Genomic DNA, 21,792 nt, shown 5'->3' on the forward strand with positions numbered 1-21,792 from the left:
ACGGATAGGCCGTCCATTCATGTTGATGTCCGTCGTCGCGAAGAGGGCTGTGGCTCGGGGCCGTTACTGCGACGATGGGTCGATGCATACGACACCTGACGGACGGTCCGTACCGCCCCCGCACGCCGACGAACGCACGACGCTGGAGGCGTGGTTGGACTTTCACCGTGCGACCCTCGCCCTGAAGTGTGCGGGCCTCAAGGATGAGCAATTACGGCTTCCGGCGCCGCCCTCGTCGATGACGCTGCTGGGGCTCATACAGCACATGGCCCAGGTGGAACGCAACTGGTTTCAGCGTATCTTCGCAGGTCAGGATGTACCGCCTGTCTTCGGGGCGGACAATGTCGACGGCTTCGCGCTCCAGCCCGACCGTGGACTCGACGAGGCGACGGAGGCCTGGCAGGCGGAGATCGCCCGAGGCCGTGGGCTGATCGCCGACGCGTCGATGGACGACTCCGGCCGGCTGCCCGAACGCGAAGCGGGCCACGTCGGCGGTCCGAGTGTCTCCCTGCGCTGGATCCTGGTGCACATGATCGAGGAGTACGCACGGCACAACGGCCATGCCGATCTCATCCGCGAGCAGATCGACGGAACCACCGGGGCGTGAGCCGCGCCCGCCCGGCCCAAGGCACTGATCCGTCAGCCGCCTTCACCGCTCGCCCCGATGCGTCTGCCGGAAGGCGCCGGGGGTCGCGCCGGTGAGGCGGGTGAAGAACTTGCCGAAGTTGGTGGGTTCGGGGAAGCCGAGGCGGCGGGCGATGGTCGCCACCGGTTCGTCGGTGTGGGCGAGCAGACGTCTGGCCTCCAGAGCCACACGGCCGTCGATGACGTGTTTCACGGGCTGCCCGGTGGCGGCCACGCAGGCTCGCGTGAGGGTCTTGACGGTGTAGCCCAGCCGGTGGGCGTAGTCGGCGGCGCGCCGGGTCGTGGCGTAGGAGCGCTCCAACTCGGCACGGAAACGGGCGTACGCCTCGCCGCCCGCGTGCGGGTCACCGGCACCCTCGGGGCGGGGCAGCCGGTCGACCTGCAACAGCACGGTGGCGAGCAGGAGTTGGAGGATCTCCACCGAGACGGTCTCCTCCGGACGGCCGTACTCGGCCCTCAGCTGGCCCAGCAGGGTGGACAGCACCGCGTAAGCGGGACTGGCGCCCAACTGCCGGCATGCCGGTCCGTACCAGTCGTTCACGAGCCGGTCGGCGCTGCTGGTGTGCGGAGGGAAGGCGGGCGTGAACAGCAGATGCGTGCCGTTCGCCGTGCCCGGCCGGACGAAGCTCTGGACCTGGCCGGGGCGGACCCACAGCAGGGTGCCCGGGCGGCAGGGGTACGTCACGAAGTCGATCGCGTGCTCCCCGCTGCCCTCCGTGATCAGGGTGAGGGTGTGGAAGTCGACCCGGTGCACCAGGTCGGGTCGTCTCCCCCGCCTCCGGCGCCGCTCGTGCAGCGTGGCCAGGTCGATGATCTCGAAGCCGGGGACGCGCTCCTCGGGCGGACGGAAGTCGAGCCGCAGGATGGCGCCGTCCCGAGCTGGGTCGGCGCCCCCGGGATCCTCCTGCGCCATCGCGATCTCCAGATGTCCTCGATTTACCATGCCGGGTCCTCAGCGTATCTCGCCTGCCTGCGGTTTCACGACGAGAGTGGAGATCGTCAAGGCCACGCAAGGCCGCCTCCACCGCAAGGAGCTCTCCCATGAACGGCACGGTCACGGTTCTCGACAGGGGCTCGGTCCGCATCCACAGCTACATGTCCCCGGCCGACACCTTCCACACGACCACCCAGCTGATCGAGACGCCGGCGCGGATCATCGCGATCGACGCCCAGTTGCTCCCCGCCTACGCCGACGAGGCCGTCACGTACGCCAAGGGCCTCGGCAAGCCGCTGGACCGGCTCGTCGTCACGCACGCCCACCCGGACCACTACAACGGCGCCGCCCGCTTCGGCGTCCCGGTCCACGCCCTGCCGCGGGTGCGCGAGCAGATCGTCGCGCGGGGCGACAGTCATCTGCCCACCGGCCTGGTCATTCCGCTCGCCGACCTCACCCCCACCGTGGACCTCACCCCGGGGACCGAGGTCATCGACGGGGTCCCCTTCGTCCTCGAGGCCGTCTCCGGCGGTGAGGCCGCCGACGAACTGCTGGTCAAGCTGCCCGAGCAGGGTGTCCTGGTGGCCCAGGACCTCGTCTACCACGACGTCCACCTCTACCTGGGCAACAACGACATCGCCGGCTGGCAGCGGGCGGTGGACGCCCTGGCCGCCGAGTCGGGTTACGACACGATCCTCGCCGGGCACGGCCTGCCCACCGGTCCGGAGGTCTACGAGGACGTCCGCCGCTACCTGACCGACGCCGGCGAACTCCTCGGCGACGACGGCGACGCGTACAAGAAGGCGATCGTCGACCGGTATCCCGCCCATGTCGGGCCGTTCATCATCGACATCGCCAACCGGTCCCTGTTCCCGGCCGACAACTGAGCGGCGCCCGCACGCACCGCCCGCCCTCGCCGGCCTCGGCGGCCGGGGCACCGCGTTCCCCATGGCGGCGCCGGTGCTCGGCCTCGCGCCGGCCGCGGCCGGCTGCTTCCTCGTGCTGTGCCGCCCCTGGCACCCCGCTCCGGACCCGCTGGCCCGGTGAGCCCGGGATCCGGACCGCGTCATCGTCTCCTCGGAGGTGATGGGCTCGTCAACTTGCCTGCTGTGAGGGGCAGTTGACGTTACTGGTGGGTTGCGGGAGCTGTTTGAGCCGATCTGCGACTGCATGCCGCCATGGATGTGAAGGATTCGTGACGGACTCGTGTGCGTGTCGGATGCTGGTTCGGGCTCCGGCCCGGGATCCCGCACCACCGACCGGAACACACATTCGTCGAGCCTGCCACGAGGAGTACCATGAGAAAGTTGCTCCGCCAGGGCATCATCGGCCTCTCGGCCGCCGCCTCGCTCGCACTGTTACCCACAGCGGCAACCCCCGCCCAGGCCGCTCCGTCCGCCATCCCGTCCGGGATGACCTGGACCGTGCTCGCCCAGGGCGCCGGGAACGGCACCGTCCGCGTGGGGGCGGACTCCGCGACCGACCCGTACTACGGCGACACCCCCGCCACTGCCACGCTGCCCGTGCTGTGTCTGCGCGTCACCGGCAGTGGCGTGCCCGCCGGCATCACCCCGGACTTCTACGCGGGCTGGGCTCGCGGCACCGTCGCCGCCACGCCCCCGGTGCAGGGCAAGACGCTGACGAGCCTCTCCGTCGCCAACAACCTCTGCGTCCAGTACTACGGCACCGGTTGGCGCATGGCCGAGTTCCACGACGGCCGCTACGGCAGCAACCTGGAGTCGAGCGGCGGCTGGTCGTTCTGGGCGCACGGATACCTGCCCGCGAGCACGCGCTTCTGGGCCACCATCAACGACCAGCCCGCCAATCCCTGGAACTGAGCGACCGCCACCCTCCCGGCCCCACCGACCCGCCCCACTGGATCCGCAGGTGTGACCGCACCGTGCGGGAAGACGTCATCGCGACGCCTTCCCGCACGACGGCGGGCGGGCCCCCGGGGTCACGGGCCCGGGCCCGGGTCCGGACGCACGGCCTCGGTGATACCGGCCCGAGCCGCTTCGAGTTGCGCGGCGAACGCGATGCCCAGGAACAGCGCCACGCCCGTCACGTTGGCCCACAGCAGCAGGGCGACGAACGCCGTCAGCGGTCCGTACACGGCGCCGAACGAACCGCTCTCGGCGACATACAGCGCCAGCAGCCAGGTCGCCGTGACCCACAGGACCAGGTGGACCGCCGAGCCGAACGCGAGCCAGGTGTAGCCCGGTTGGTCCCTGCGCGGGGCCCAGCGGAAGATCACCGCCGACGCGACCCAGGCGAGTGCCACGCCCAGCGGCACTTCGAGGGGCCGCCACCGGTCGAGCCAGCGCTCGGACCAGCCGAGGGCCTCCACCACCGCGCTGCCCACGGCTTCCCCGGCGACGAGGACGAGGAAGCCGAGGACCACCGGCATGCCCGCCGCGAGGGCGAGCAGCAGGGCCCGCCCGTACTTGGAGAGGAACGGGCGGTCCCGTTCGATGCCGTAGATACGGTTGGCGCCTCGTTCCACCTGCCCCATCGCCGAGGCGAGGTTGAGCACCGCGAAGGCGAGGCCCAGCCACATGGCGACGGCGTTCCACACGCCGGAGCCGGCGCTGCGGGCGGTGGCGTCGAGGGCGTCCTCGACGAGCTTCGCGCTGGCGCCCGGGACGATCCGGCCCAGGGTGAGTTCGATGATCCGCCCGACGCTCTCGGTGTGCACCGTGGTGGCCACGCCGACCAGCGCGATGGTGAACGGCACCAGGCCGAGGACCACTTGGAAGGCGAGCGAGCGGGCGTTGGTGAACCCGTCGGCGTAGCGGAAGCGGGCGAAGGCGTCGAGGAGGAGGCGACGGCCTCCGTAGCGACGCAGCGCGGTGAGCGCCTCGTCCCCGGACAGCTCCTCCCCGATCATGTCCCGGGTCTGCGGGACGTGCACGACGGTCCCCATCGCGAACGGCGCCTCCTGTCTCGTTGTCACGGCCGGACGGGACGACGTGATCTTGCCGCCGTGAGAAACCGTACAACCGCGGGAGCGCCGGGGTCCCCGTGCCGGGTCAGCGGGGGCGTGATCCGCTCGTCGGCTCCGTGGAGAAGACGTGGGCGATCAGCCGCCGCCGTGGGGCGAAGGCACGCGGGAACGCGCCGGCGCCTGTCTGTCTGCTGGGTCTGCGGACTGTGGCGCACTGGGCGACGTGCGGGGCAGCAGCGACCACACGGCCTTCCTGCGGGCATGGGTCCAGGGCCGTCGCCCCGCCGCCGTCCCGGCCGTGTTCGGCCGGTTCGGGGTCGCGAAGACGCCCGCCGAAGCGGAGCGTGCCCCCTCGCTTCCAGGGCCGGGGGCGTTCCGTCCGTGCGGTGTGGCACGATCGGCTCGCATGTCGTCTCTCTCACCGTCTCCCTCAACGGCCTTGCGTCGTCTGCTGGTTGTTCTTCTCGCCCTGTCCGTGACGGCGGGTGCCACGGCGGCCGGAGCCGTCGCGGAGCCCGGAGCCGTCGCGGAGTCGGGGGGTGGGGCCGGGCGCCCGGTGGCGGCGACGCCCGATCGTCCGCGCTACGACGTGACCCTGCGCGGCGACTCCGACGGCTCGCACTGGAAGGGCCGGCAGCGGGTGTCGTTCCGCAACGCCGCCGAACGGCCCCTGCGCGAGGTGTACGTGCGGCTGTGGGGCAACGGCGCCGACGGGTGCGGCAAGCCGGGCAGACCGTCACCTGTCGCGGTGACCAAGGTGCGCGGCGGCACTCCTGGCCGGCTCACCGTGAACTGCACGGCACTGCGCGTCACTCTGCCGAAGCCGCTGACACGCGGGAAGCGGGCGAGCATCGCCTTCGACGTGTCCCTCACGGTGCCGGGGCGCAACGCCCGCTTCGGGCGTGAGGGCGCGTTCCGCTTCCTGGGCAACGCCCTGCCCGTGCTCGCCGTGCACGACGCGAAGGGGTGGCACCTCGACCCGCATGTGCCGATCGGCGAGAGCTACTACAGCCTGGCGAGTGACTTCCGGGTCCGCCTCGACCACCCGTCGGCCCTCAAGGTGCCCGCGACCGGCCGGACTCGGACGAAGGCCGGGGGCCCCGGACGCACCGTCACCCACAGCGTCGCGCACCGGGTACGGGACTTCGCGTGGGCGTCCGGCCCGTTCCGCACGGCGACCGAGACGTCCGCCGGCGGTGTGCGCGTGAAGTCGTACTGGGCTCCGAAGACGCCCGCCGCGGGGGTCCGCCTGACCCGTGAGGAGGGCGCCCGCGCCGTCGACCGGTTCAGCAAGGAGTTCGGCCGCTATCCCTACGGCGAGATCGACCTCGTGATGACCAAGGAGTTCGGCGGCGGAATGGAGTATCCCGGCCTCGTCCTCCTCGGCACCGACAAGGAGGGCAGCGCCGTCGTCCACGAGGTGGCGCACCAGTGGTGGTACGGCGTCGTCGGCAACGACGAGTACGACGCGCCCTGGCTCGACGAGGGCTTCGCCCAGTACGCCACCGCGCGCTTCTACGGGTGGGACACCCGCGGGTGCCGGTCCGACATCGACTGGCCGGACGGGCGCACCGCGCTCACCGACTCGATGGCCCGGTGGGCCGAGCACCGGGATCAGTACCATCTCGTCTACTCGGCCGGGTCCTGCGCGCTCGCCGACCTGGAGCGCACCATCGGCGCCCCGGCCATGGCGCGGCTCCTCAAGGGCTACGCGCGGGACCACTGGTACGGGGTCTCCACGACCGCCGCGTTCAAGAAGGCCGCCCGCTCGGTCACCGGCAAGGATCTCGGGCCGTTCTGGAAGCAGCACCGCATCCGCTGACACCACCCGATCCGGCGCGGCGGCCGTGGCCGGCTGCCGCACCGGATCGGGGTGGGCCCCTGCGGCGCGGCAGCCCGGGGTCAGGAGGGCCGGCCGCCGGGTGGCCCCGTCCCCCTGCCGGGTGGGCCCTCCCGCCGCGGTCCGGTCCCGTCCGAGCCTGCCGACCCGCGGGGCCCTCGCGCGCCCCCTTTCGGCCAGGACCGAAACCCGGAGGTACGCGCCGCCCGCGACCGGGGGGCGCCGCTGCACCGATCGTGCGCATTTTCCTCACCGCTGGTCTCCTGACAAACGGGGTGCCGCTGTACGACCCTGGGAGGACCGCCGTGCCGACCGGGCTGACCACCGGACGCGCGGGGCGGTCGCAGCAGTTGATCGAGGGGGACGACGGGATGAAGACACGCCTGCGATCCGGCGTGAACCGTGTGCCGGACCGGAGCGAGGACCGCCGGGCGGACGGAATCGGGAACGACCGCCCACCCGAGTGACGGCCGCGCCCGGGCCGACCGCCACCGGACCACACCACGCGGAGCGCCCGCTCCCCGAGGGTCCGCGACCACGGCCCGTCGCCGCGCCCACCCTTCGGGCGTGTCACCGCTGCCCGCGGTCTCCCTGTCGCACGGGGCCGGGCAGCCCATCTCCTCGAGGACACACCTGACTTGTCGTGTGTCCCGGCGCCGACCATCACACCGGGGAAACAAGGTGCTGCGCATCCACTTCACCGACAGGGACCTGGCCCGCGTCCATCTGGCGCGGGAGCCCGATCCTGTCTGGGAGACCCTGCTGGGTCTGCACCAGCTGACCGCGCCACGGCGCGGACTGCCGGTCTTCGCTCCCTGGCGGCGCGACGCCCGCGCCCGACTGGCCGACAGTCATCTGGTGGGGCCGGTGCGGATGCTGTCCGCCCTGGCCCCCGCCTCGGCGGGATACTGGCCCGACTTCCTGACCCCGGGCGCTTCGGCCGACGGCCTGGACGCCGCGCTGGAGGCACTGCGGGCCACGCCCAAGCCGCAGTTACGGCAGGAGATGGACCGGCTGGCGCGGACCCACCCGCTGCCGCGCTGGGCACACCGTCTCGCCGGGGGCGAGGCGCACCGGATGGAGGAGGTCGCGACGGCGTTCCGGCTGGTGCACCGCACGATCATCACGCCGGACTGGACCGGGGCGGCCGGGACCACGGAGGCCGACCGGGCGCTGCGGACGCGCGTCCTGCGCGATCGCGGTGTGGAGGGGCTGCTGGACTCCTTCCGCCCACTGATGGACTGGCGGCCGCCCGTGCTGCACGTGCGCTACCCGGAGGACCGGGACCTCCATCTCGGTGGGCGCGGTCTGCGGCTCATCCCCTCCCACTTCTGCTGGAGGACGCCCATCGCCCTGGCCGACCCCTCCCTGCCGCAGGTGCTGGCCTACCCCGTCACCCATCCCCCGGCGTGGGCGCCGCCCGCCACCCGCGAGCGGCGCCCCGAAGCCCTGGCCACGCTGCTCGGCCGGACCCGCGCCCGTGTACTGGCCGCCCTGGACACCACCGCGACCACCGGGGAGGTCGCCCTGCGCCTCGGTATCTCCGCGCCCTCCGCGAGCGAGCACATCACGGCCCTGCGCGAGGTCAGCCTCGTGCACAGCCGGCGCACCGGCTCCCAGGTCGTCCACACGCTCACCCCGCTGGGCACGGCGCTGCTCCGCGGCGAACTCCCGCCGCACGCGACGGCGTCCTGAGGTCAGGTGGTGACCGGCCGGAACGTCCAGAGCAGGTTGGTGCTCTGCTGCCATGTCCACTGCTTGGTCACGGACCCTGAGGCGACCTTGCCGCCGCTGTCGAGGACCAGTCCCGTGCTGCGGTTGGCGATCGAGTACTGGCCCTGGCCGCGGGGGGTGATCCGCCACTGCTGCGTGTCGCTTCCGTCCCAGACCTTCTGCCGGGCCGGATCGCCGTTGGTGGTGGAGCCCCAACCATCGGCGACCATGCCATTGGCGCGGTTGACGAGCCTGTAGTAACCGTCGCCGAGTTCGATCGCCTGCCACTGGAGATTGGTGTGGTCTATCGGCTGCCACTGCTTCAGGTTCGAGCCGCTGGCGACATTGCCACCACTGTCCAGCGCCAAGCCGCTGGTGACATTGGTCAGGCGGAAGTACTTGTCGGGCCTGAACATCACCTTCAGTGATCTGATCGCGTCGTTGTTGCCGGTCGCCACGAGGTCGGGGTTGTTCGAGGTGAACGTCCAGGCGGTGCCGGTGAAGTTGTCGCCGGAGTAGCCCGTCACCTGGTAGCCGTCGGGTACCAGGACGGAGGAGGCCATGGCGGGCCCCAGGCCCGCGGCGGACAGTTGGGAGGAGGTGTAGCTGCCCAGCGGCAGAATGGCGCTGTTGCCCTGGTAGTTGACGTTCTGGAACACCGTCGCTGACGTGGAAACCCCGATCGGCATGCCCTGGACCTCGACGCACACCACGGAGACGTTGGCGTCCGGCGCGGCGGCCGGCACGGTGACGTCGATGGTGCCGCCGCTGATGGTGTACGGGAGCGAGGCCGAGGGGTTGTTCAGGAGATAGACGCGGCGGATCGCGTTGTCGAGCGCCGGGATCCGCAGCTGGCCGTTCGTGGGCCAGGCGAAGACATGGGCGAAGAGCTTGCCGCTCTTCTTGGTGACCTTCCCCCACGCCGGTTCGAAGGCGAACGGACTGCCGCTGGTTCCGTGAATGCTGTCGCTGTATGTCGACATCCATGTGGCCAGGCCGTTCAGGACGCTCTCCGTTCCGGGGGTGACCAGGCCCTCGCCCGTGGGGCCGATGTTCAGCAGATAGTTGCCGTCCCGGGAAACCACCGTGACGAGTTCCCGGACGAGGTCCTTCAAGGGTCTGTAGCGGGTCTCGTAGCCCGCGTTGTAACCCCAGGAGCCGTTCATGGTGGCGCACTTCTCCCACTGCCGGTCCATCGGCGTGGCGGGTACCCCGAACTCCGCGACCGCGTAGTCACCGAGACCGAGATCCCGCTTGACCCGCTCGTTGACGATGAGGCCGGGCTTGCGGGCGATCAGCCAGTTGTAGAGGTCGACGCCGTCCGACTTCAGCCACCAGTCCGTGAGGGTGGCGCTGGAAGGCTCGCCGGACCAGTCGCCGTCGAACCACAGCAGAGCCGGGTCGTAGCGGTCCAGCAGTTCCTGGAGCTGCGCCTTCATGTCGGCGATGTAGGCCGTGCGGGCTGCCTGCGAGGACATCGTGGTGAAACCGCCCCGGTAGCGGTCGGTCTGTGAAGGATGGTTCCAGTCGAGGATCGAGTAGTACAGGCAGAACTTGATCCCCCGACTCTCGCACTCGCGCTTGAGGTCCCCGAGCACGTCGGTCTGGAAGCCGCTGTAGTCGTGCAGGTTGTACAGCTTGGCGCCGGTGGTGTCGGTGAAGCTCGCCACCTCGGAGTTCCACATCGCGTAGCCCTCGTGGTGCTTGGCGGTGATCACGAGGTACCTCATGCCGGCGTTCTTGGCGAGTTCGGCGATGGCGGCGGCGTCGAACTGGCTGGGGTTGAACTTCTGGCTGACCTGCGTCTGGTAGTTCGCCTTGCTCCACCGCTCCAGGTCCATCGCCCACTCACCGTGGCCGAGCTGTGAGTAGGACCCGAAGTGGATGAACATCCCGAACCGGGCCTGGTACCACCAGTCCATCTTCGAGGGGACGGTGTACGCCTCGGCGGTGGCGGGCCACAGGGCCTGCGGCAGCCCGAAGGCCGCCACTCCCCCGGCGAGCGCGGCGGCCTTCATCAGAGAGCGTCTGCTGAGGGGGGTGGAGGACATGACGCGGCTCCATGTGTCGGGGGGGAGGAATGGCAGAGCGAGGGGAGCGGAGCAGCGGCACGACATCGCTGCCGCACTCCGCGCCCCTCCCACGAAGACATCGGATGGATTTATAGGAGACCGGACAGGGTCACGTCCATAGCGCGGACGACAATTGAGCCAAACTCCCTGGAAAAATGGGGTGGTCCATAGCGAGACATGAGCCGAGCGGCCAATCCGTCGGCGATTCATGGACTATACGTAGGACCTCTCGACGAGAGATGGCACGACTGCCGACAGGAACCGGCGGGGTGGGAGCCGAGCGGCTCGGCGGTGCCCGGTGCGGCCGGGGGTACTGTGACGGCACCGACGGCGAGGCGGGTGGTGGGTATGGAGTGGCGGGAGTACGCGGAGCAGATGGCTCTGCTCGCGCGGAATCTGCTGGCTCAGGACTCGGTCCAGGCGACCCTGGACGAGATCGCGGCGTCGGCGGTGAAACTGGTCGACGGCTGTGACGCGGCCGGGATCCTCGCCGTGCGCAAGGGCCAGGCGGTGACCCTGGCCGCCTGCGGGGACGTGGTGCAGGAGTGCGACCGCCTTCAGGGCGAGCTGGGCGAGGGGCCCTGCTTCGACCTCGCCCGCCGGAAGGACGGCGAGCGCCTGTACCGGATAGCGGACCTGACCCGGCCCGAGCCCACCTGGGAGCGGTTCGCGACCCACGCCGGCGAGCTGGGCATCGGCAGCATGACCGGTGTGCTGCTCTACACCAGCGACGAGGATTTCGGCGCCCTCAACCTGTACTCCCGCCGGCCCGGCGCGTTCGGCGAGGACATCGAGACCGCCGGGTGGCTGCTGGCCTCCCACGCCGCGGTCGCCCTGGCCGACGCCCGCACCATCGACCAGCTCGAACACGCCCTGGAGACACGGCACGCCATCGGCGAGGCCATGGGGATGCTCATGGAGCGCCACCGGCTGAGCCAGGACGAGGCGTTCGACGTGCTGCGCCGTATCTCCCAGCACCACAACATCAAGCTGCGGGACGTCGCCCAGCGGGTGCGCGACGAGCACACCGACCGGAAGTGACCGGCCCGCCCGGGCTCCGGTGGGCCTGACCGGTCATCGCGTTCAGGGCATGTCCTGGTCGTCCATCAGCTCCGCCAGACGCGCGAGGTCGTCGCGGGCCGAGTCCCGTTCCCCGGTGGTCAGGTGGACCGCCGTGGCCTCGGAGAGCGCGGAGGTCGCCCTCTCCTCGTCACCGAGGCGTCTGGCTGCATCGGCGCGCAGCACCAGCAGGCGCAGCAGTTGCACAGGAGTGGGGTGTTCGTCGGTACGGCCGAGGGCCTGGTCGATGACCTTGGCGGCTGCCGCCGGGTCCTCCCGGGAGTCCGCGAACAGCGATGCGTAGTGCAGGGCCCGGGCGAAGGTCCCCTTGGGCGCGGGCCGGTGGTGCTGGTCCTCGCTGATCGGCTGGCCTACACGGACGCAGTTGCCGCCGGGGTCGGTCATGAGGAACTGCCGCACGCCGTGCGAGGCGTCCCGCAGCGCCCCGATGCGCGGCAGTCCGCGACTCGGGACCCTTCCGTACGCGGCCTTGAGTCCAGCCTGGAAGGCGCGGTGCAGCCCGTCGACGTCATCGGTGCGGACGTAGCAGGTGCTGAACGATCGGGTCGGGTCGTAGTGCTTCATCCCGAAGAACTGCAGCTGGATGCCGCCCCGTTCGACCACGGCGTAGGGGTTGGGGCTCGTCTGCCGGAACGTCACGTCGAACCCGAGGGCGGTGTAGAAGTCGAGGACGGGTTGAAGGGTGCGGCACGGGAGTATCGGAATCGTCGTCTCAGTCACGCCTCCAATCTAGTCAAACTTGACTACAGCGGAGGCGGTGAAGAGGAACAAGCCGACCGCTGACGCCGCCGGGGGCAGCACCCCGGCGGCGTCAGCGGTCGGTCAGCGGGTCGGTCGGCAGCGTTCAGCAGCCGTTCAGCGGGCGGCGAGGAGGTCGAGCGTGTCGATCACCCGGTTCGAGAAGCCCCACTCGTTGTCGTACCAGGCGACGACCTTGATGTGGCGGCCGTCGACGCGGGTGAGGGCCGAGTCGAAGATCGACGACGCGGGGTTGCCCGTGATGTCGGACGACACGAGCGGATCCTCGGAGTACTCGAGGATGCCGGCGAGCGGCCCCTCCGCCGCGGCACGGTAGGCCGCGAGCACGTCGTCGCGCGTCACGTCGCGGGCGACGGTCGTGTTGAGTTCGACGATCGAGCCGACCGGCACCGGTACGCGGATCGAGTCGCCCGACAGCTTGCCGTCGAGGTTCGGCAGCACCAGGCCGATCGCCTTGGCGGCGCCGGTCGTGGTCGGCACGATGTTGACGCCGGCGGCGCGGGCGCGACGGGCGTCGCGGTGCGGACCGTCCTGGAGGTTCTGCTCCTGCGTGTAGGCGTGCACCGTCGTCATGAACCCGTGCTCGATACCGGCGAGTTGGTCGAGGACCGCGGCCAGCGGGGCGAGCGCGTTGGTGGTGCAGGACGCGTTCGAGACGATCGTGTGCACGTCCGGGTCGTAGGCGTCGGTGTTGACCCCGAACGCGAGGGTGACGTCCGCGCCGTCCGACGGGGCGCTGACGAGCACCTTCCTCGCGCCCGCGTCGAGGTGGGCGCGGGCGGCCTTCGCCGAGGTGAAGCGGCCGGTGGCCTCCAGGACGATGTCGACGCCGAGTTCGGCCCACGGGAGCTGCGCCGGCTCGCGCTCGGCCAGCACCGTGATCCGGCGGCCGTCGACGACGAGGACGTTGCCGTCGACGGTCACCGGCCGCCCGAGCCGGCCGGCCGTGCTGTCGTACGCGAGCAGCCGGGCGAGCGTGGCGGGCTCGGTCAGGTCGTTGACGGCGACGACCTCGAGGGCGCTGTCGCGCTCCAGCAGTGCGCGCAGCACGTTGCGTCCGATGCGGCCGAAACCGTTGATGGCGATGCGAGTCATGAGTGGGGTCCCTTCCCTTCGCCACCAGGCTCGCCTGTCGGCAGGCACGCTGACAGTGGCGGCATCGCCATGGTTCAAAAGGATCGCGCCAGGCGGGTCGGGGGCGGGGAGCGTCCGGCGGGCAGGCCACTCGTCCCAGGTGGGAGGCGGGCTACGGGCGAGGGGCGGCCCGCGCCGGGCAGGTCACTCGCCCCCCGGGGGGCTGCGCGCCCCCGGCGGCTCACTCGCCCCGTGTGAACGTGCGCCGGTACTCGGTCGGGGTGGTGCCGAGGATGCGCTGGAAGTGCAGACGCAGGTTGGCGCCGGTGCCGAGACCGACGTCGGCGGCGATCTGTTCGACGCCGCGCTCCGAGCGTTCGAGCAGTTCGCGGGCCAGGTCGATACGGGCGCGCATGACCCACTGCATCGGCGTGTAGCCGGTCTCCTCGACGAAGCGCCGGGAGAACGTGCGCGGCGAGACCCCCGCCTGGCGGGCCAGCAGGTCGAGGGTGAGGGGATCGCCGAGCCGGTGCAGCGCCCACTCGCGGGTGGCGGCGAACCGTTCACCGAGCGGCTCGGGCACGCTGCGCGGCACGTACTGGGCCTGGCCGCCACTGCGGTAGGGGGCCGCGACCAGCCGCCGGGCCGCGTGGTTGGACGCGGCCACTCCGAGGTCGCCGCGCAGGATGTGCAGGCACAGGTCGATGCCTGAGGCGGCGCCCGCCGAGGTGAGCACGCTGCCCTCGTCGACGAACAGCACGTTCTCGTCGACCTGGACGAGCGGGTGCCGGGCCATGAGCGCCCGCGTGTAGTGCCAGTGCGTCGTGGCGCGCTTGCCGTCGAGCAGGCCCGTGGCGGCGAGCGCGAAGGCGCCGGTCGAGATGGCGGCGAGCCGCGCGCCCCTCGCATGGGCGGCGATCAGCGCGTCCACGACGGCGCGCGGCGGGTCCTCGCGGTCCGGGAACCGGTAGCCGGGGACGAAGACGATGTCGGCCCACGCCAGGGCGTCGAGGCCGTGGTCGACGTGGTACGCGAGGCCGTCGCCCCCGGTCACGAGACCGGGTGTCGCCCCGCACACCCGCACCTCGTACGGCATGCTCGCGCGCGTCGTGAAGACCTGCGCGGGGATTCCGACGTCGAGCGGCTTCGCGCCCTCCAGCACGAGGACGGCGACGCGATGCAGACGGGAGGCTGGCACGGGAAGAGGTTACGTGGGACGACCGCCGGTGGATCCAGCTGTGATCGTTCTCAGGCGGGGCCGACGGTTCCCGTGCGCCGACCCCGGACCCTCGTCGGCCCGCGGTCACGGCGCTGAGCTCTCCTGACGAGAAGCCTTCCCGGCGTCGTCCGGCCCCGGTCGTCCCGGTCCGGCCGCATAGGCCAGCGGGGGTGCGATGGCTTGGGCGTCGACTCCCTCGCCGACCCACAGCCCGATGAAGAACGCGGCGGTCGCCTCCAGGAGCCCGGCTCGTTCGAGACCGCCGCCGACCACGGGCTCGCAGCCGACATCCCGTACCAACTGGTGTACGAGTGCTAGAGCCGTTTCGTCGTCTCCGCAGACCGGAACGGCCAGTGGCCGCCCGTCGAAGACGGGGGGCGACATGCGCCACACGTTCTCGTGGCAGAGATTGAACGCCTTGACCACCTGGGTTCCCGGTGCCGCCGCGGCCAGTTGCTGTGCGGCCGAGAGGCCGTTCCGTGTCAGCAGTCGGAAGCCCGGACCGACCGGATTGGAACAGTCGATCAGCACCTTGCCGCGCAGGGCCGCCCGGAGTTCCCGCGCCACGCTCGCTCCTGCGCCGAAGGGCAGCGCGGCCAGCACCACCTGGGCGAACTCGGCCGCCGCACGCAGACCGGCCGGCTGCGCGCTGCCCCCGAGGCGCGCCGCGAGACGTTCCGCCTTCTGAGCGTTCCGTCCTCCGATGGTCACCTCGTGCCCGGCCCGGACCCAGTGGGCGGCCAGCGCGTCCGCCATGTTGCCCGTGCCCAGTACGCCGATTCTCATCACTCATGCCCTCCCCTGGACTGCTTGGAGCGTTTGCAACGACGCTAGAGGGTCGGTCGGGCACCATGTGGTACGTGACGACCGACGCTCGCCTCGCCGACTGCCGTGCCCGCCTGGCCTTCGACCTCCTGTCCCACACCTGGAACGCCGTCGTGATCTGGGCACTGCGCGACGGCCCCAGACGCCCGGTCGAACTACGCCGGGTCATCGGGGGGATCAGCTCCAAGGTCCTCACCGAGACACTCCGGCGCCTGCGGTCCAACGGACTGGTGGACCGGCAGGCGCACCCCGGAGCGCCACCACGCGTCGAGTACCGACTCACCGCCCTGGGGCGGACGTTGCTCGCACCCATCGACGCTGTCGGAGCATGGGCCGTCGAGCATGGCGATGAGGTCATGGCTGCGCAGGAAGCCGAATGCACCGCCACCCACTCGCGATCGGAGTGAGCGCCGACGGCCCCGGCGGGCCGGGGGGCCGTCCGTGCCCGCCCGCCGTCGGGGGCGGGCGGGCTCGGGTGGGTCAGCCGGCTTCCATCGGGTACGTCGAGATGATCTGTCCCTTGGTGTTCGCCTTGAGGTAGCCGCCGCCGTAGTCGTTGGCGAGGTAGACGCTCATGGTCGGCTCGTCGTCGAAGACGCCGGGCGGGTTGATGACGAGGTAGCGGGACGTGGGGTCGTCGACGCCGAGGGTCTTGTCGGCCTTGCGGAACAGGCCGGGTACGGCGTCCCAGGCGAAGTCGTCCAGGTCGGCGGGGCCGTCCCCGCTGGTGATCGTGCCGCCGGGGCCGTTTTTGACGGCGACGTCGCCACCCCGGTAGCTGAAGCTGTCATACAGCTTCTCCTTGCCCTTCACGGGCGCCTCGGCCAGCGCGTACTCGGGGTAGACGACATAGCGGGTGACCTTCGAACCGCCCATGACCGCCTTGAACTTGGCGGCGGTGGTCCGCAGTCCCTCCTCGGTGAGGAGGTCGCCCGTCTTCTTCGAGGTGCCGTCGTCCGCGGCGTCGGACTTCTCGTCGTCCGTGGTGGCGTCCGCCGACGCCTTGGCACCGGACTCCTTGTCCGCCGCGGGGGACGTCGCCGACGCCCTGGGCTCCTTCACGTCGTTCCCGGAGTCGGGCAGCAGCGTCCACACCAGGACGCCCGTGAGCGCCGTCGCGGCGACGGACGTCACGACGGCGAGCACGGGGCGTCGCCGTGGAGGTCTGCCGCCCCCCGTCACCTTGGTGGCGGGCTGGGGCACGGCGCCGAGATCGGGAACGCCGGGCCCGCCCTGGCCCGTAGGGCTCCACGGCGAGGCGCCCCCGGCGGTCGGCGACCCCGCTCCCCGCGCCCCGGAAGTGGGGAATCCCACCGGTCCGGAGTGAGCCGGTCCAAGCGGCCCCGTCCCGGACGCACCGGTTCCGGAGGCTCCCGTTCCGGAGGGTCCCGTTCCGGGCGGCGGCGCGAGCCGGTACGACGTGTCGGCGGGCGGCGGCGGACCGAACGACGGAGGCGGGCCGAAGCCGGGGGCCGGGCCGAAGCCGGGGGTCGCGTCGGCCGGTGCGCCGCCGGTCGCCGGGGGCGCGGCCTGTCCCGCCGCTACGGCGAGCATGCGGTCCACCTCCTCCGCGCCGGGCCGCGCGAGCGGGTCCTTGACGAGCAGGGCGGTCAATACGCCGGTCAGGGGGCCGGCCTGACGGGGCGGCGGGACGTCCTCGCTGAGCACCGCGGCGAGCGTGGCGAGCGTGCTGTCCCGGCGCAGGGGATGGTGGGCCTCGACGGCCACGTACAGCATCATCGCGAGGGACCACAGGTCGGACGCCGGGCCGCCCTCCTTGCCGCTGACCCGCTCCGGCGCCATGTAGTCGGGCGAGCCGATGACGGAACCGGTGGCGGTCAGGCTGGTGGCCTCGCGCACGGCGGCGATCCCGAAGTCGGTGAGCACGGGGCGTCCGTCGGGGCGCAGCAGGACGTTCGCCGGCTTCACGTCACGGTGCTCGATGCCGACCGCGTGCGCGGCGCGCAGCGCGTCGAGCACCTCCCGGCCCATGCGGGCCGCCTCGGACGGTTCCAGGCGGCCCCGGTCGAGGCGGTCCTGGAGCGAGCCGCCGGTGAGGAGCTCCATCACGATCCACGGGTAGGTGCCCTCGCCGCCGTCGACGATGTGGTGGATGGTGACGACGTTCGGGTGGTGGACGCGGGCGAGGGCCCGGGCCTCCCTCAGTACGCGTTCACGCAGGGTGCGGGCGCCCTCCGGGTCGTACTCGGCGAGGCCGGGGTCCGGCGGGCGGACCTCCTTCACGGCGACCTCGCGGTGCAACGCCAGGTCGCGGGCCCGCCAGACCCATCCCATTCCCCCGCCACCAAGCCGCCCGACGAGTTCGAAGCGGCCGTCGATCACCCGTCTGCCGGGCTCCGTTCTGCTCATGCGGGGAGCCTAGACGGAGGCGACGACAACAGGGACGGTGAGTCCCGGTTCGTGAGGAATCGGAGATCAACCGCGGACCGCGTGTCGCCGTCAGGGCAGGACGTTGACCGTGCCGATGTCGACGTAGCCGCCCAGCGCGGCCGAGCCGCCGGCCGGGGTGCGGTAGCCGAGGGAGGCGATCAGCGCGTAGGTGCTGCCCGGCTTGAGGCCGGTGAGCGTGGTCTGCTGGGAGTACCCGTGGTCCGTGCTCGTGAGCGTCGACGAGATCGGCGGCACCCACGACTTCACGACCCCGCCGCAACCGCTGCAGGACACGGGCGCCGACGGCCTGCGGTGACGAGCCGCCCGGCTCCGTCCCCGACGACGGCCCGTGTGTCGCCTGGGAGGCCGCCACATGCGGCACGCCGGCGGCCGGGCCGTCGGAGAAAACCGCCCTGCCGGATCCGGTCGTGTCCGACGACCCCACCGTCGAGCCTTGGGAGCCCACCGACCCCTACGTCCCGGACGTTCCCGGCGCGGTGGTCGAGGAGTCGGGCTGTGCCTACTGGGGTGAGATCGGCTGCGGCGACGACTTGACCATCACCGATCCGCCGCCCGACCTGCGGCCGTGGTCCTGAACCACGGGGCGCCGCCGGTGTGACGGGCGGGCGACATGGTGCGGACCTCACCCGCTTCGGCCGGCCGCCGGCCCTGCAACCACCGGCTCGTCATCGTCAGCAGCCCGGTGAAGACGACGAGGAAGAGGACGGACAGCCACATGGGCCGGCTTCCGGGCTGTACCCATCCCTCCCATGCGGCCAGGGCCGCCCACCCGGAGGCCGCCACCGCGTAGAAGGCGCGCATGCGGCGCAGTTGACGTACGACCCGCTGGGGCATGGGGTGATCGCTCTCGGATGCCATGCCGGGCCGTGTACCCCCGACGGTCCCCAAATCACTGCCGCGGCACCCGGATTCCGGCGGCGCGTCCGCCCGAGGCCGGGTGACGACGTCGCCGTGCGTCGCGCGCACGCCACGACGGCCCGCCGGTTCACCGCGTTGCGCCGGCTCCCGCACCGGCCCACGTGGTGCACCGGCCCTCTTGTCCGCTTCGAGCCCACCGCGTGTGGAGCCTCCCGCTCCGCTCTCCCACCAGCATGGAAGAGGTCCGAGCGGGCAGACGGTGTCCCCCGAGACGTTGGAGGATGCCATGGCCATGACCGAGCAGCCGACCGACCCGGCGGGCCAGGAGACCGCCCGCCGCGCGTCCGGCGACGAGCGCGGCCCGGCGCGCGGTGGCGAGGGGCCGGAAGCGGCGCACGAGAGAGTCAACCGGCGCTGGAACGAGATCCTTCAGGAGACACGGGTCACCCAGACCGGTGTGCAGATCCTCTTCGGGTTTCTGCTCAGCGTCGCCTTCACCGCGTCGTTCAAGGAGTTGGAGGCGCTGGACCGCGGGATCTACGTCACCACCGTGGTGCTCGGCGCGTCGGCGACCGGAGCGCTGATAGCACCCGTCTCCATGCACCGTTTCCTGTCGGGTCAGCGCATGAAGGACGACCTGGTGGAGACGGCCGGGCGGCTGATGATGTGCGGGATGGTCCTGCTGGCGCTGACCATCGGCTGCACGCTGCTGCTGATCCTGCGTTTCGTGGTCCCGGGGGTCCTCGCCGAGGTGCTCGTCGGCGGGGTCATGCTGTGGTTCGGCCTGTGCTGGTACGTGCTCCCGCTGGTCCTGCGCCGCCGCGCCGCCCGGCGCTCCCGGGCTCGCGACGACGCGTAGCCCCCTCCCCCGACGGCCACCCGACGTCGGCGGAATCTCAGGCCGGCTGCGGAATCTCAGAACTGCGGCTGCGGAGTCTCACGCGGCTTCGGCGGGAGCGGGAACAGCAGGCAGCTGCTGGTCGCGTGGGCGAGGAGACGGTCCTGGTCGTCGATCAGTCTCGCCTCGGCCAGCGCGGTCCGGCGGCCGCCGTTGAGGACCGTGCCGACGGCGCGGACCCGGCCGGTGTCCACCGTGATGCGCCGCAGGAACTTCACGTTCAGGTCGAGGGAGGTGTACGCCATGCCCGCGGGAAGCGTGGACTGCACGGCGCAGCCCGCCGCCGAGTCGAGCAGGGTGGCGAAGACACCGCCGTGCACGCTGCCGATCGGGTTGTAGTGCTCCTCGCCCGGAAGCAGCGAGAACACCGCCCGGCCGAACTCCACCTCTTCGAGCGCCATGTCCAGCGTGGCCGAGACGGGCGGGGCCGGCAGTCGGCCGGCTCTCAGCTCGCGCAGGAACTCCAGGCCGGAGACGCGGCCCACGGCAGCGGCCGTCAGCTCGGGGTCCTCCCACTCGTACGTACGTATCCGCCCCACAGCCCCTGCCTCCCGCTTCACCCTGCCCAGCTGACTTCGTTGATCGAAGTTAGCCGTCGCGTCTTCTGACTGTCAATGTCGAAGCCAGAGTCCCTACCATGACCGCATGGAGTGGCTTGAGGTGAGTACGGAGGACTGCCCCGTACAGCGCACGCTCGATGTGGTGGGCGAGAAGTGGAGCCTGCTGATCCTGCGGGACGCGGTCAACGGCGTACGCCGGTTCGACGACTTCCGCCGTCACATGGGGGTGTCCGAGGCCGTCCTGAGCGATCGGCTCCGGAAGCTGACGGCCGCCGGCATCCTGACCACCGTCCCCTACCGGGACCCCGGCAGCCGCGCCCGCAACGAGTACCGGCTCACCCCCAAGGGGTGGGATCTGTGGCCGGTCCTGATCGCGCTGCGCCAGTGGGGAGAGGCGCACGCCGCCGCCCCGGGGGGTCCCGTGCTCGACGTCCGGCATGCCGACTGCGGGGCCCCGGTCCGCGTGGTGGTGGAATGCGCGACCGAACACACCGAGCTGACCCCGAGGGACGTCACGGCTCGACCGGGAGCGGGAGCCCGTCGGCGCAACAGAGAGGACTGAACCGGGGGTGGAGCACCTCACCACGGCAGACCGGCGCCCCGCCCGGCTCCGACCGGTTCGCGGTGCGTGAAGCGGTGTCGGCCGGGCATTCGGTTGTTCGGGCTCGCCCGGTATCCCGTGGCGTTCTGGGCGTCATGGGCCAGTTGGAGGTGTGGCATGCTCTACGACCCGATGTCGGCTCCCCCGGCGTCCGTCGGCGCTCCCGACGCCGCGGCGCGCAAGCAGCGTCTGCGCAGGCGCCTGGAGCGGCTGATCGGCGTGGCCGCCACCGAAGGCAATGACCTCGTGCCGCTGCGCAACGGTGACGAGATCTTCCCCGCGATGCTCGGGGCGATCCGCTCCGCCCGGCACACGATCGACATGATGACGTTCGTGTACTGGCGGGGTCAGATCGCCCGTGACTTCGCCGCCGCCCTGGCCGAACGGGCCGACGCGGGTGTGCGCGTGCGGCTGCTGCTCGACGGCTTCGGCGCCAAGGAGATCGAGGGGCGACTGCTGGACCTCATGACCGACGCGGGCGTGCAGGTGGCCTGGTTCCGCAAGCCGGTGTGGCTGTCGCCGTTCAAGCAGAACCACCGCTGCCACCGGAAGGCTCTCGTCGTCGACGAGGACACGGCCTTCACCGGCGGCGTCGGCATAGCGGAGGAATGGTGCGGCGACGCCCGTACGCCCTCCGAGTGGCGGGACACCCATGTCCAGGTCCGCGGGCCGGCCGTGGACGGGATCGCCGCCGCCTTCGCGCAGAACTGGGCCGAGTGCCACGACGAACTCTTCGACCATCGCGACCGCTTCACCGAACACCCGCAGGTGGGCTCGTCGGTGGTGCAGGTCGTGCGGGGCTCCGCGAGCATCGGCTGGCAGGACATGCAGACCCTCATCCGGGTGATGCTCACCTCCGCCGAGGAACGCTTCCGGCTCGCCACCGCCTACTTCGCCCCCGACACCTACTTCATCGACCTGCTCCGCGACACCGCGCGCCGGGGAGTACGCGTCGAGATCCTGCTGCCCGGCCCGCACACCGACCAGCGGGCCTGTCAGCTCGCCGGCCAGCACCACTACACCCGGCTGCTCCAGGCCGGTGTGCGCATCCGCCAGTTCCAGCCGACCATGATGCACGCCAAGATCATCACGGTGGACTCGGTCGCCGCGCTCATCGGGTCCACCAACTTCAACCGGCGCTCCATGGACCACGACGAGGAGGTCATGCTCGCCGTCCTGGACGAGGAGTTCACGGCCGCGCTCGACCGCGACTACGACGCGGACCTCGAGAACAGCGTGGACATCGACCTCGCCCGATGGAGACGCCGAGCGTGGCTCCAACGCGCCAAGGAAGCGGCGGTCACCCCCATCCGCCGCTTCCTCTGAACCACCGGCCCGGGGGTCGGGCGTACGAGGTG

Annotated in this window: 22 protein-coding genes; 11 read left to right on the forward strand and 11 right to left on the reverse strand. The window is 71.4% G+C overall.

Annotated features, from left to right (window positions below; translation table 11 throughout):
- Nucleotides 1–82 precede the first annotated feature (82 nt).
- The gene (locus tag SMA5143A_RS32805; protein WP_107466484.1) at nucleotides 83–607 is read left to right on the forward strand and encodes a DinB family protein; all 525 of its coding nucleotides are present in this window, start codon (nucleotides 83–85) and stop codon (nucleotides 605–607) included.
- A gap of 42 nt (nucleotides 608–649) precedes the next feature.
- Here the strand turns inward: SMA5143A_RS32805 and SMA5143A_RS32810 are convergent, their stop codons facing one another.
- Nucleotides 650–1,588 carry an AraC family transcriptional regulator gene (locus SMA5143A_RS32810; RefSeq protein ID WP_258193870.1) on the reverse strand — a complete coding sequence of 313 codons (939 nt, stop codon included), beginning with the start codon at nucleotides 1,586–1,588 and terminating at the stop codon, nucleotides 650–652.
- Nucleotides 1,589–1,686: 98 nt separating this feature from the next.
- Between SMA5143A_RS32810 and SMA5143A_RS32815 the strand changes: the two genes are divergently transcribed.
- Nucleotides 1,687–2,466 (forward strand): MBL fold metallo-hydrolase, encoded by a 780-nt coding sequence (locus SMA5143A_RS32815; RefSeq protein ID WP_107466486.1) that lies wholly within the window; start codon nucleotides 1,687–1,689, stop codon nucleotides 2,464–2,466.
- A 411-nt stretch (nucleotides 2,467–2,877) separates the two neighbouring features.
- Complete coding sequence (locus tag SMA5143A_RS32825) at nucleotides 2,878–3,417, forward strand: flagellar hook-length control protein (RefSeq protein ID WP_107466487.1); 540 nt, start codon at nucleotides 2,878–2,880, stop codon at nucleotides 3,415–3,417.
- Nucleotides 3,418–3,536: 119 nt separating this feature from the next.
- Here the strand turns inward: SMA5143A_RS32825 and SMA5143A_RS32830 are convergent, their stop codons facing one another.
- Nucleotides 3,537–4,502 carry a YihY/virulence factor BrkB family protein gene (locus SMA5143A_RS32830; protein ID WP_107466488.1) on the reverse strand — a complete coding sequence of 322 codons (966 nt, stop codon included), beginning with the start codon at nucleotides 4,500–4,502 and terminating at the stop codon, nucleotides 3,537–3,539.
- A gap of 427 nt (nucleotides 4,503–4,929) precedes the next feature.
- On the opposite strand from SMA5143A_RS32830, the gene SMA5143A_RS32835 reads away from it, so the two are divergent.
- Together SMA5143A_RS32835 and SMA5143A_RS32840 are read left to right on the forward strand one after the other, a co-directional pair.
- A complete protein-coding gene (locus SMA5143A_RS32835) occupies nucleotides 4,930–6,345 on the forward strand; it encodes a M1 family metallopeptidase (RefSeq protein ID WP_107466489.1) in 1,416 nt (471 codons plus the stop codon).
- Between the two features lie 699 nt (nucleotides 6,346–7,044).
- Nucleotides 7,045–8,058, forward strand: coding sequence for a winged helix-turn-helix domain-containing protein (locus SMA5143A_RS32840; RefSeq protein ID WP_107466490.1), 1,014 nt, complete (start codon nucleotides 7,045–7,047; stop codon nucleotides 8,056–8,058).
- A 2-nt stretch (nucleotides 8,059–8,060) separates the two neighbouring features.
- On the opposite strand, the gene SMA5143A_RS32845 is transcribed toward SMA5143A_RS32840, so the two are convergent.
- The gene (locus SMA5143A_RS32845) at nucleotides 8,061–10,127 is read right to left on the reverse strand and encodes an alpha-L-fucosidase (protein WP_107466491.1); all 2,067 of its coding nucleotides are present in this window, start codon (nucleotides 10,125–10,127) and stop codon (nucleotides 8,061–8,063) included.
- Between the two features lie 369 nt (nucleotides 10,128–10,496).
- Here SMA5143A_RS32845 and SMA5143A_RS32850 point away from each other — a divergent pair, with 369 nt between their 5' ends.
- Nucleotides 10,497–11,189, forward strand: a complete 693-nt coding sequence (locus tag SMA5143A_RS32850) for a GAF and ANTAR domain-containing protein (protein WP_107466492.1) — start codon at nucleotides 10,497–10,499, stop codon at nucleotides 11,187–11,189.
- 42 nt (nucleotides 11,190–11,231) lie between these two features.
- Here the strand turns inward: SMA5143A_RS32850 and SMA5143A_RS32855 are convergent, their stop codons facing one another.
- The 4 genes from SMA5143A_RS32855 to SMA5143A_RS32870 form a co-directional block, all read right to left on the reverse strand.
- Nucleotides 11,232–11,948 carry a bleomycin resistance protein gene (locus tag SMA5143A_RS32855; RefSeq protein WP_107466493.1) on the reverse strand — a complete coding sequence of 239 codons (717 nt, stop codon included), beginning with the start codon at nucleotides 11,946–11,948 and terminating at the stop codon, nucleotides 11,232–11,234.
- Between the two features lie 135 nt (nucleotides 11,949–12,083).
- Complete coding sequence (gene gap / locus SMA5143A_RS32860; protein ID WP_055711973.1) at nucleotides 12,084–13,082, reverse strand: type I glyceraldehyde-3-phosphate dehydrogenase; 999 nt, start codon at nucleotides 13,080–13,082, stop codon at nucleotides 12,084–12,086.
- Nucleotides 13,083–13,302: 220 nt separating this feature from the next.
- Nucleotides 13,303–14,259, reverse strand: coding sequence for a GlxA family transcriptional regulator (locus SMA5143A_RS32865; protein WP_107466494.1), 957 nt, complete (start codon nucleotides 14,257–14,259; stop codon nucleotides 13,303–13,305).
- Between the two features lie 105 nt (nucleotides 14,260–14,364).
- The gene (locus SMA5143A_RS32870) at nucleotides 14,365–15,066 is read right to left on the reverse strand and encodes an NADPH-dependent F420 reductase (RefSeq protein ID WP_107466495.1); all 702 of its coding nucleotides are present in this window, start codon (nucleotides 15,064–15,066) and stop codon (nucleotides 14,365–14,367) included.
- A gap of 74 nt (nucleotides 15,067–15,140) precedes the next feature.
- Here SMA5143A_RS32870 and SMA5143A_RS32875 point away from each other — a divergent pair, with 74 nt between their 5' ends.
- On the forward strand, nucleotides 15,141–15,512 hold the full coding sequence (locus SMA5143A_RS32875) for a winged helix-turn-helix transcriptional regulator (RefSeq protein WP_107466537.1): 372 nt from the start codon (nucleotides 15,141–15,143) through the stop codon (nucleotides 15,510–15,512).
- A 73-nt stretch (nucleotides 15,513–15,585) separates the two neighbouring features.
- Here SMA5143A_RS32875 and SMA5143A_RS32880 read toward each other — a convergent pair whose 3' ends face one another.
- Nucleotides 15,586–17,475: a serine/threonine-protein kinase gene (locus SMA5143A_RS32880; protein ID WP_107466496.1), complete on the reverse strand. Its 1,890-nt coding sequence runs from the start codon at nucleotides 17,473–17,475 to the stop codon at nucleotides 15,586–15,588.
- Nucleotides 17,476–17,565: 90 nt separating this feature from the next.
- Complete coding sequence (locus SMA5143A_RS32885; protein WP_146193987.1) at nucleotides 17,566–17,763, reverse strand: hypothetical protein; 198 nt, start codon at nucleotides 17,761–17,763, stop codon at nucleotides 17,566–17,568.
- A 161-nt stretch (nucleotides 17,764–17,924) separates the two neighbouring features.
- On the opposite strand from SMA5143A_RS32885, the gene SMA5143A_RS43190 reads away from it, so the two are divergent.
- A complete protein-coding gene (locus SMA5143A_RS43190; RefSeq protein WP_181362112.1) occupies nucleotides 17,925–18,092 on the forward strand; it encodes a hypothetical protein in 168 nt (55 codons plus the stop codon).
- Here the strand turns inward: SMA5143A_RS43190 and SMA5143A_RS32890 are convergent.
- Nucleotides 18,055–18,375: a hypothetical protein gene (locus tag SMA5143A_RS32890; protein ID WP_181362113.1), complete on the reverse strand. Its 321-nt coding sequence runs from the start codon at nucleotides 18,373–18,375 to the stop codon at nucleotides 18,055–18,057. The two genes, SMA5143A_RS43190 and SMA5143A_RS32890, sit on opposite strands and share 38 nt — an antisense overlap.
- 286 nt (nucleotides 18,376–18,661) lie before the next feature.
- Here SMA5143A_RS32890 and SMA5143A_RS32895 point away from each other — a divergent pair, with 286 nt between their 5' ends.
- Complete coding sequence (locus SMA5143A_RS32895; protein ID WP_107466498.1) at nucleotides 18,662–19,234, forward strand: DUF6328 family protein; 573 nt, start codon at nucleotides 18,662–18,664, stop codon at nucleotides 19,232–19,234.
- Nucleotides 19,235–19,290: 56 nt separating this feature from the next.
- Here the strand turns inward: SMA5143A_RS32895 and SMA5143A_RS32900 are convergent, their stop codons facing one another.
- Nucleotides 19,291–19,812: a PaaI family thioesterase gene (locus SMA5143A_RS32900; RefSeq protein ID WP_107466499.1), complete on the reverse strand. Its 522-nt coding sequence runs from the start codon at nucleotides 19,810–19,812 to the stop codon at nucleotides 19,291–19,293.
- A gap of 106 nt (nucleotides 19,813–19,918) precedes the next feature.
- Between SMA5143A_RS32900 and SMA5143A_RS32905 the strand changes: the two genes are divergently transcribed.
- Together SMA5143A_RS32905 and SMA5143A_RS32910 are read left to right on the forward strand one after the other, a co-directional pair.
- Complete coding sequence (locus tag SMA5143A_RS32905; protein WP_107466500.1) at nucleotides 19,919–20,395, forward strand: winged helix-turn-helix transcriptional regulator; 477 nt, start codon at nucleotides 19,919–19,921, stop codon at nucleotides 20,393–20,395.
- Between the two features lie 156 nt (nucleotides 20,396–20,551).
- Nucleotides 20,552–21,760, forward strand: coding sequence for a phospholipase D-like domain-containing protein (locus SMA5143A_RS32910; protein WP_181362114.1), 1,209 nt, complete (start codon nucleotides 20,552–20,554; stop codon nucleotides 21,758–21,760).
- Nucleotides 21,761–21,792 lie beyond the last annotated feature (32 nt).

Source organism: Streptomyces sp. MA5143a (assembly GCF_900290235.1).
In the GTDB taxonomy this organism is placed as follows: Bacteria; Actinomycetota; Actinomycetes; order Streptomycetales; family Streptomycetaceae; genus Streptomyces.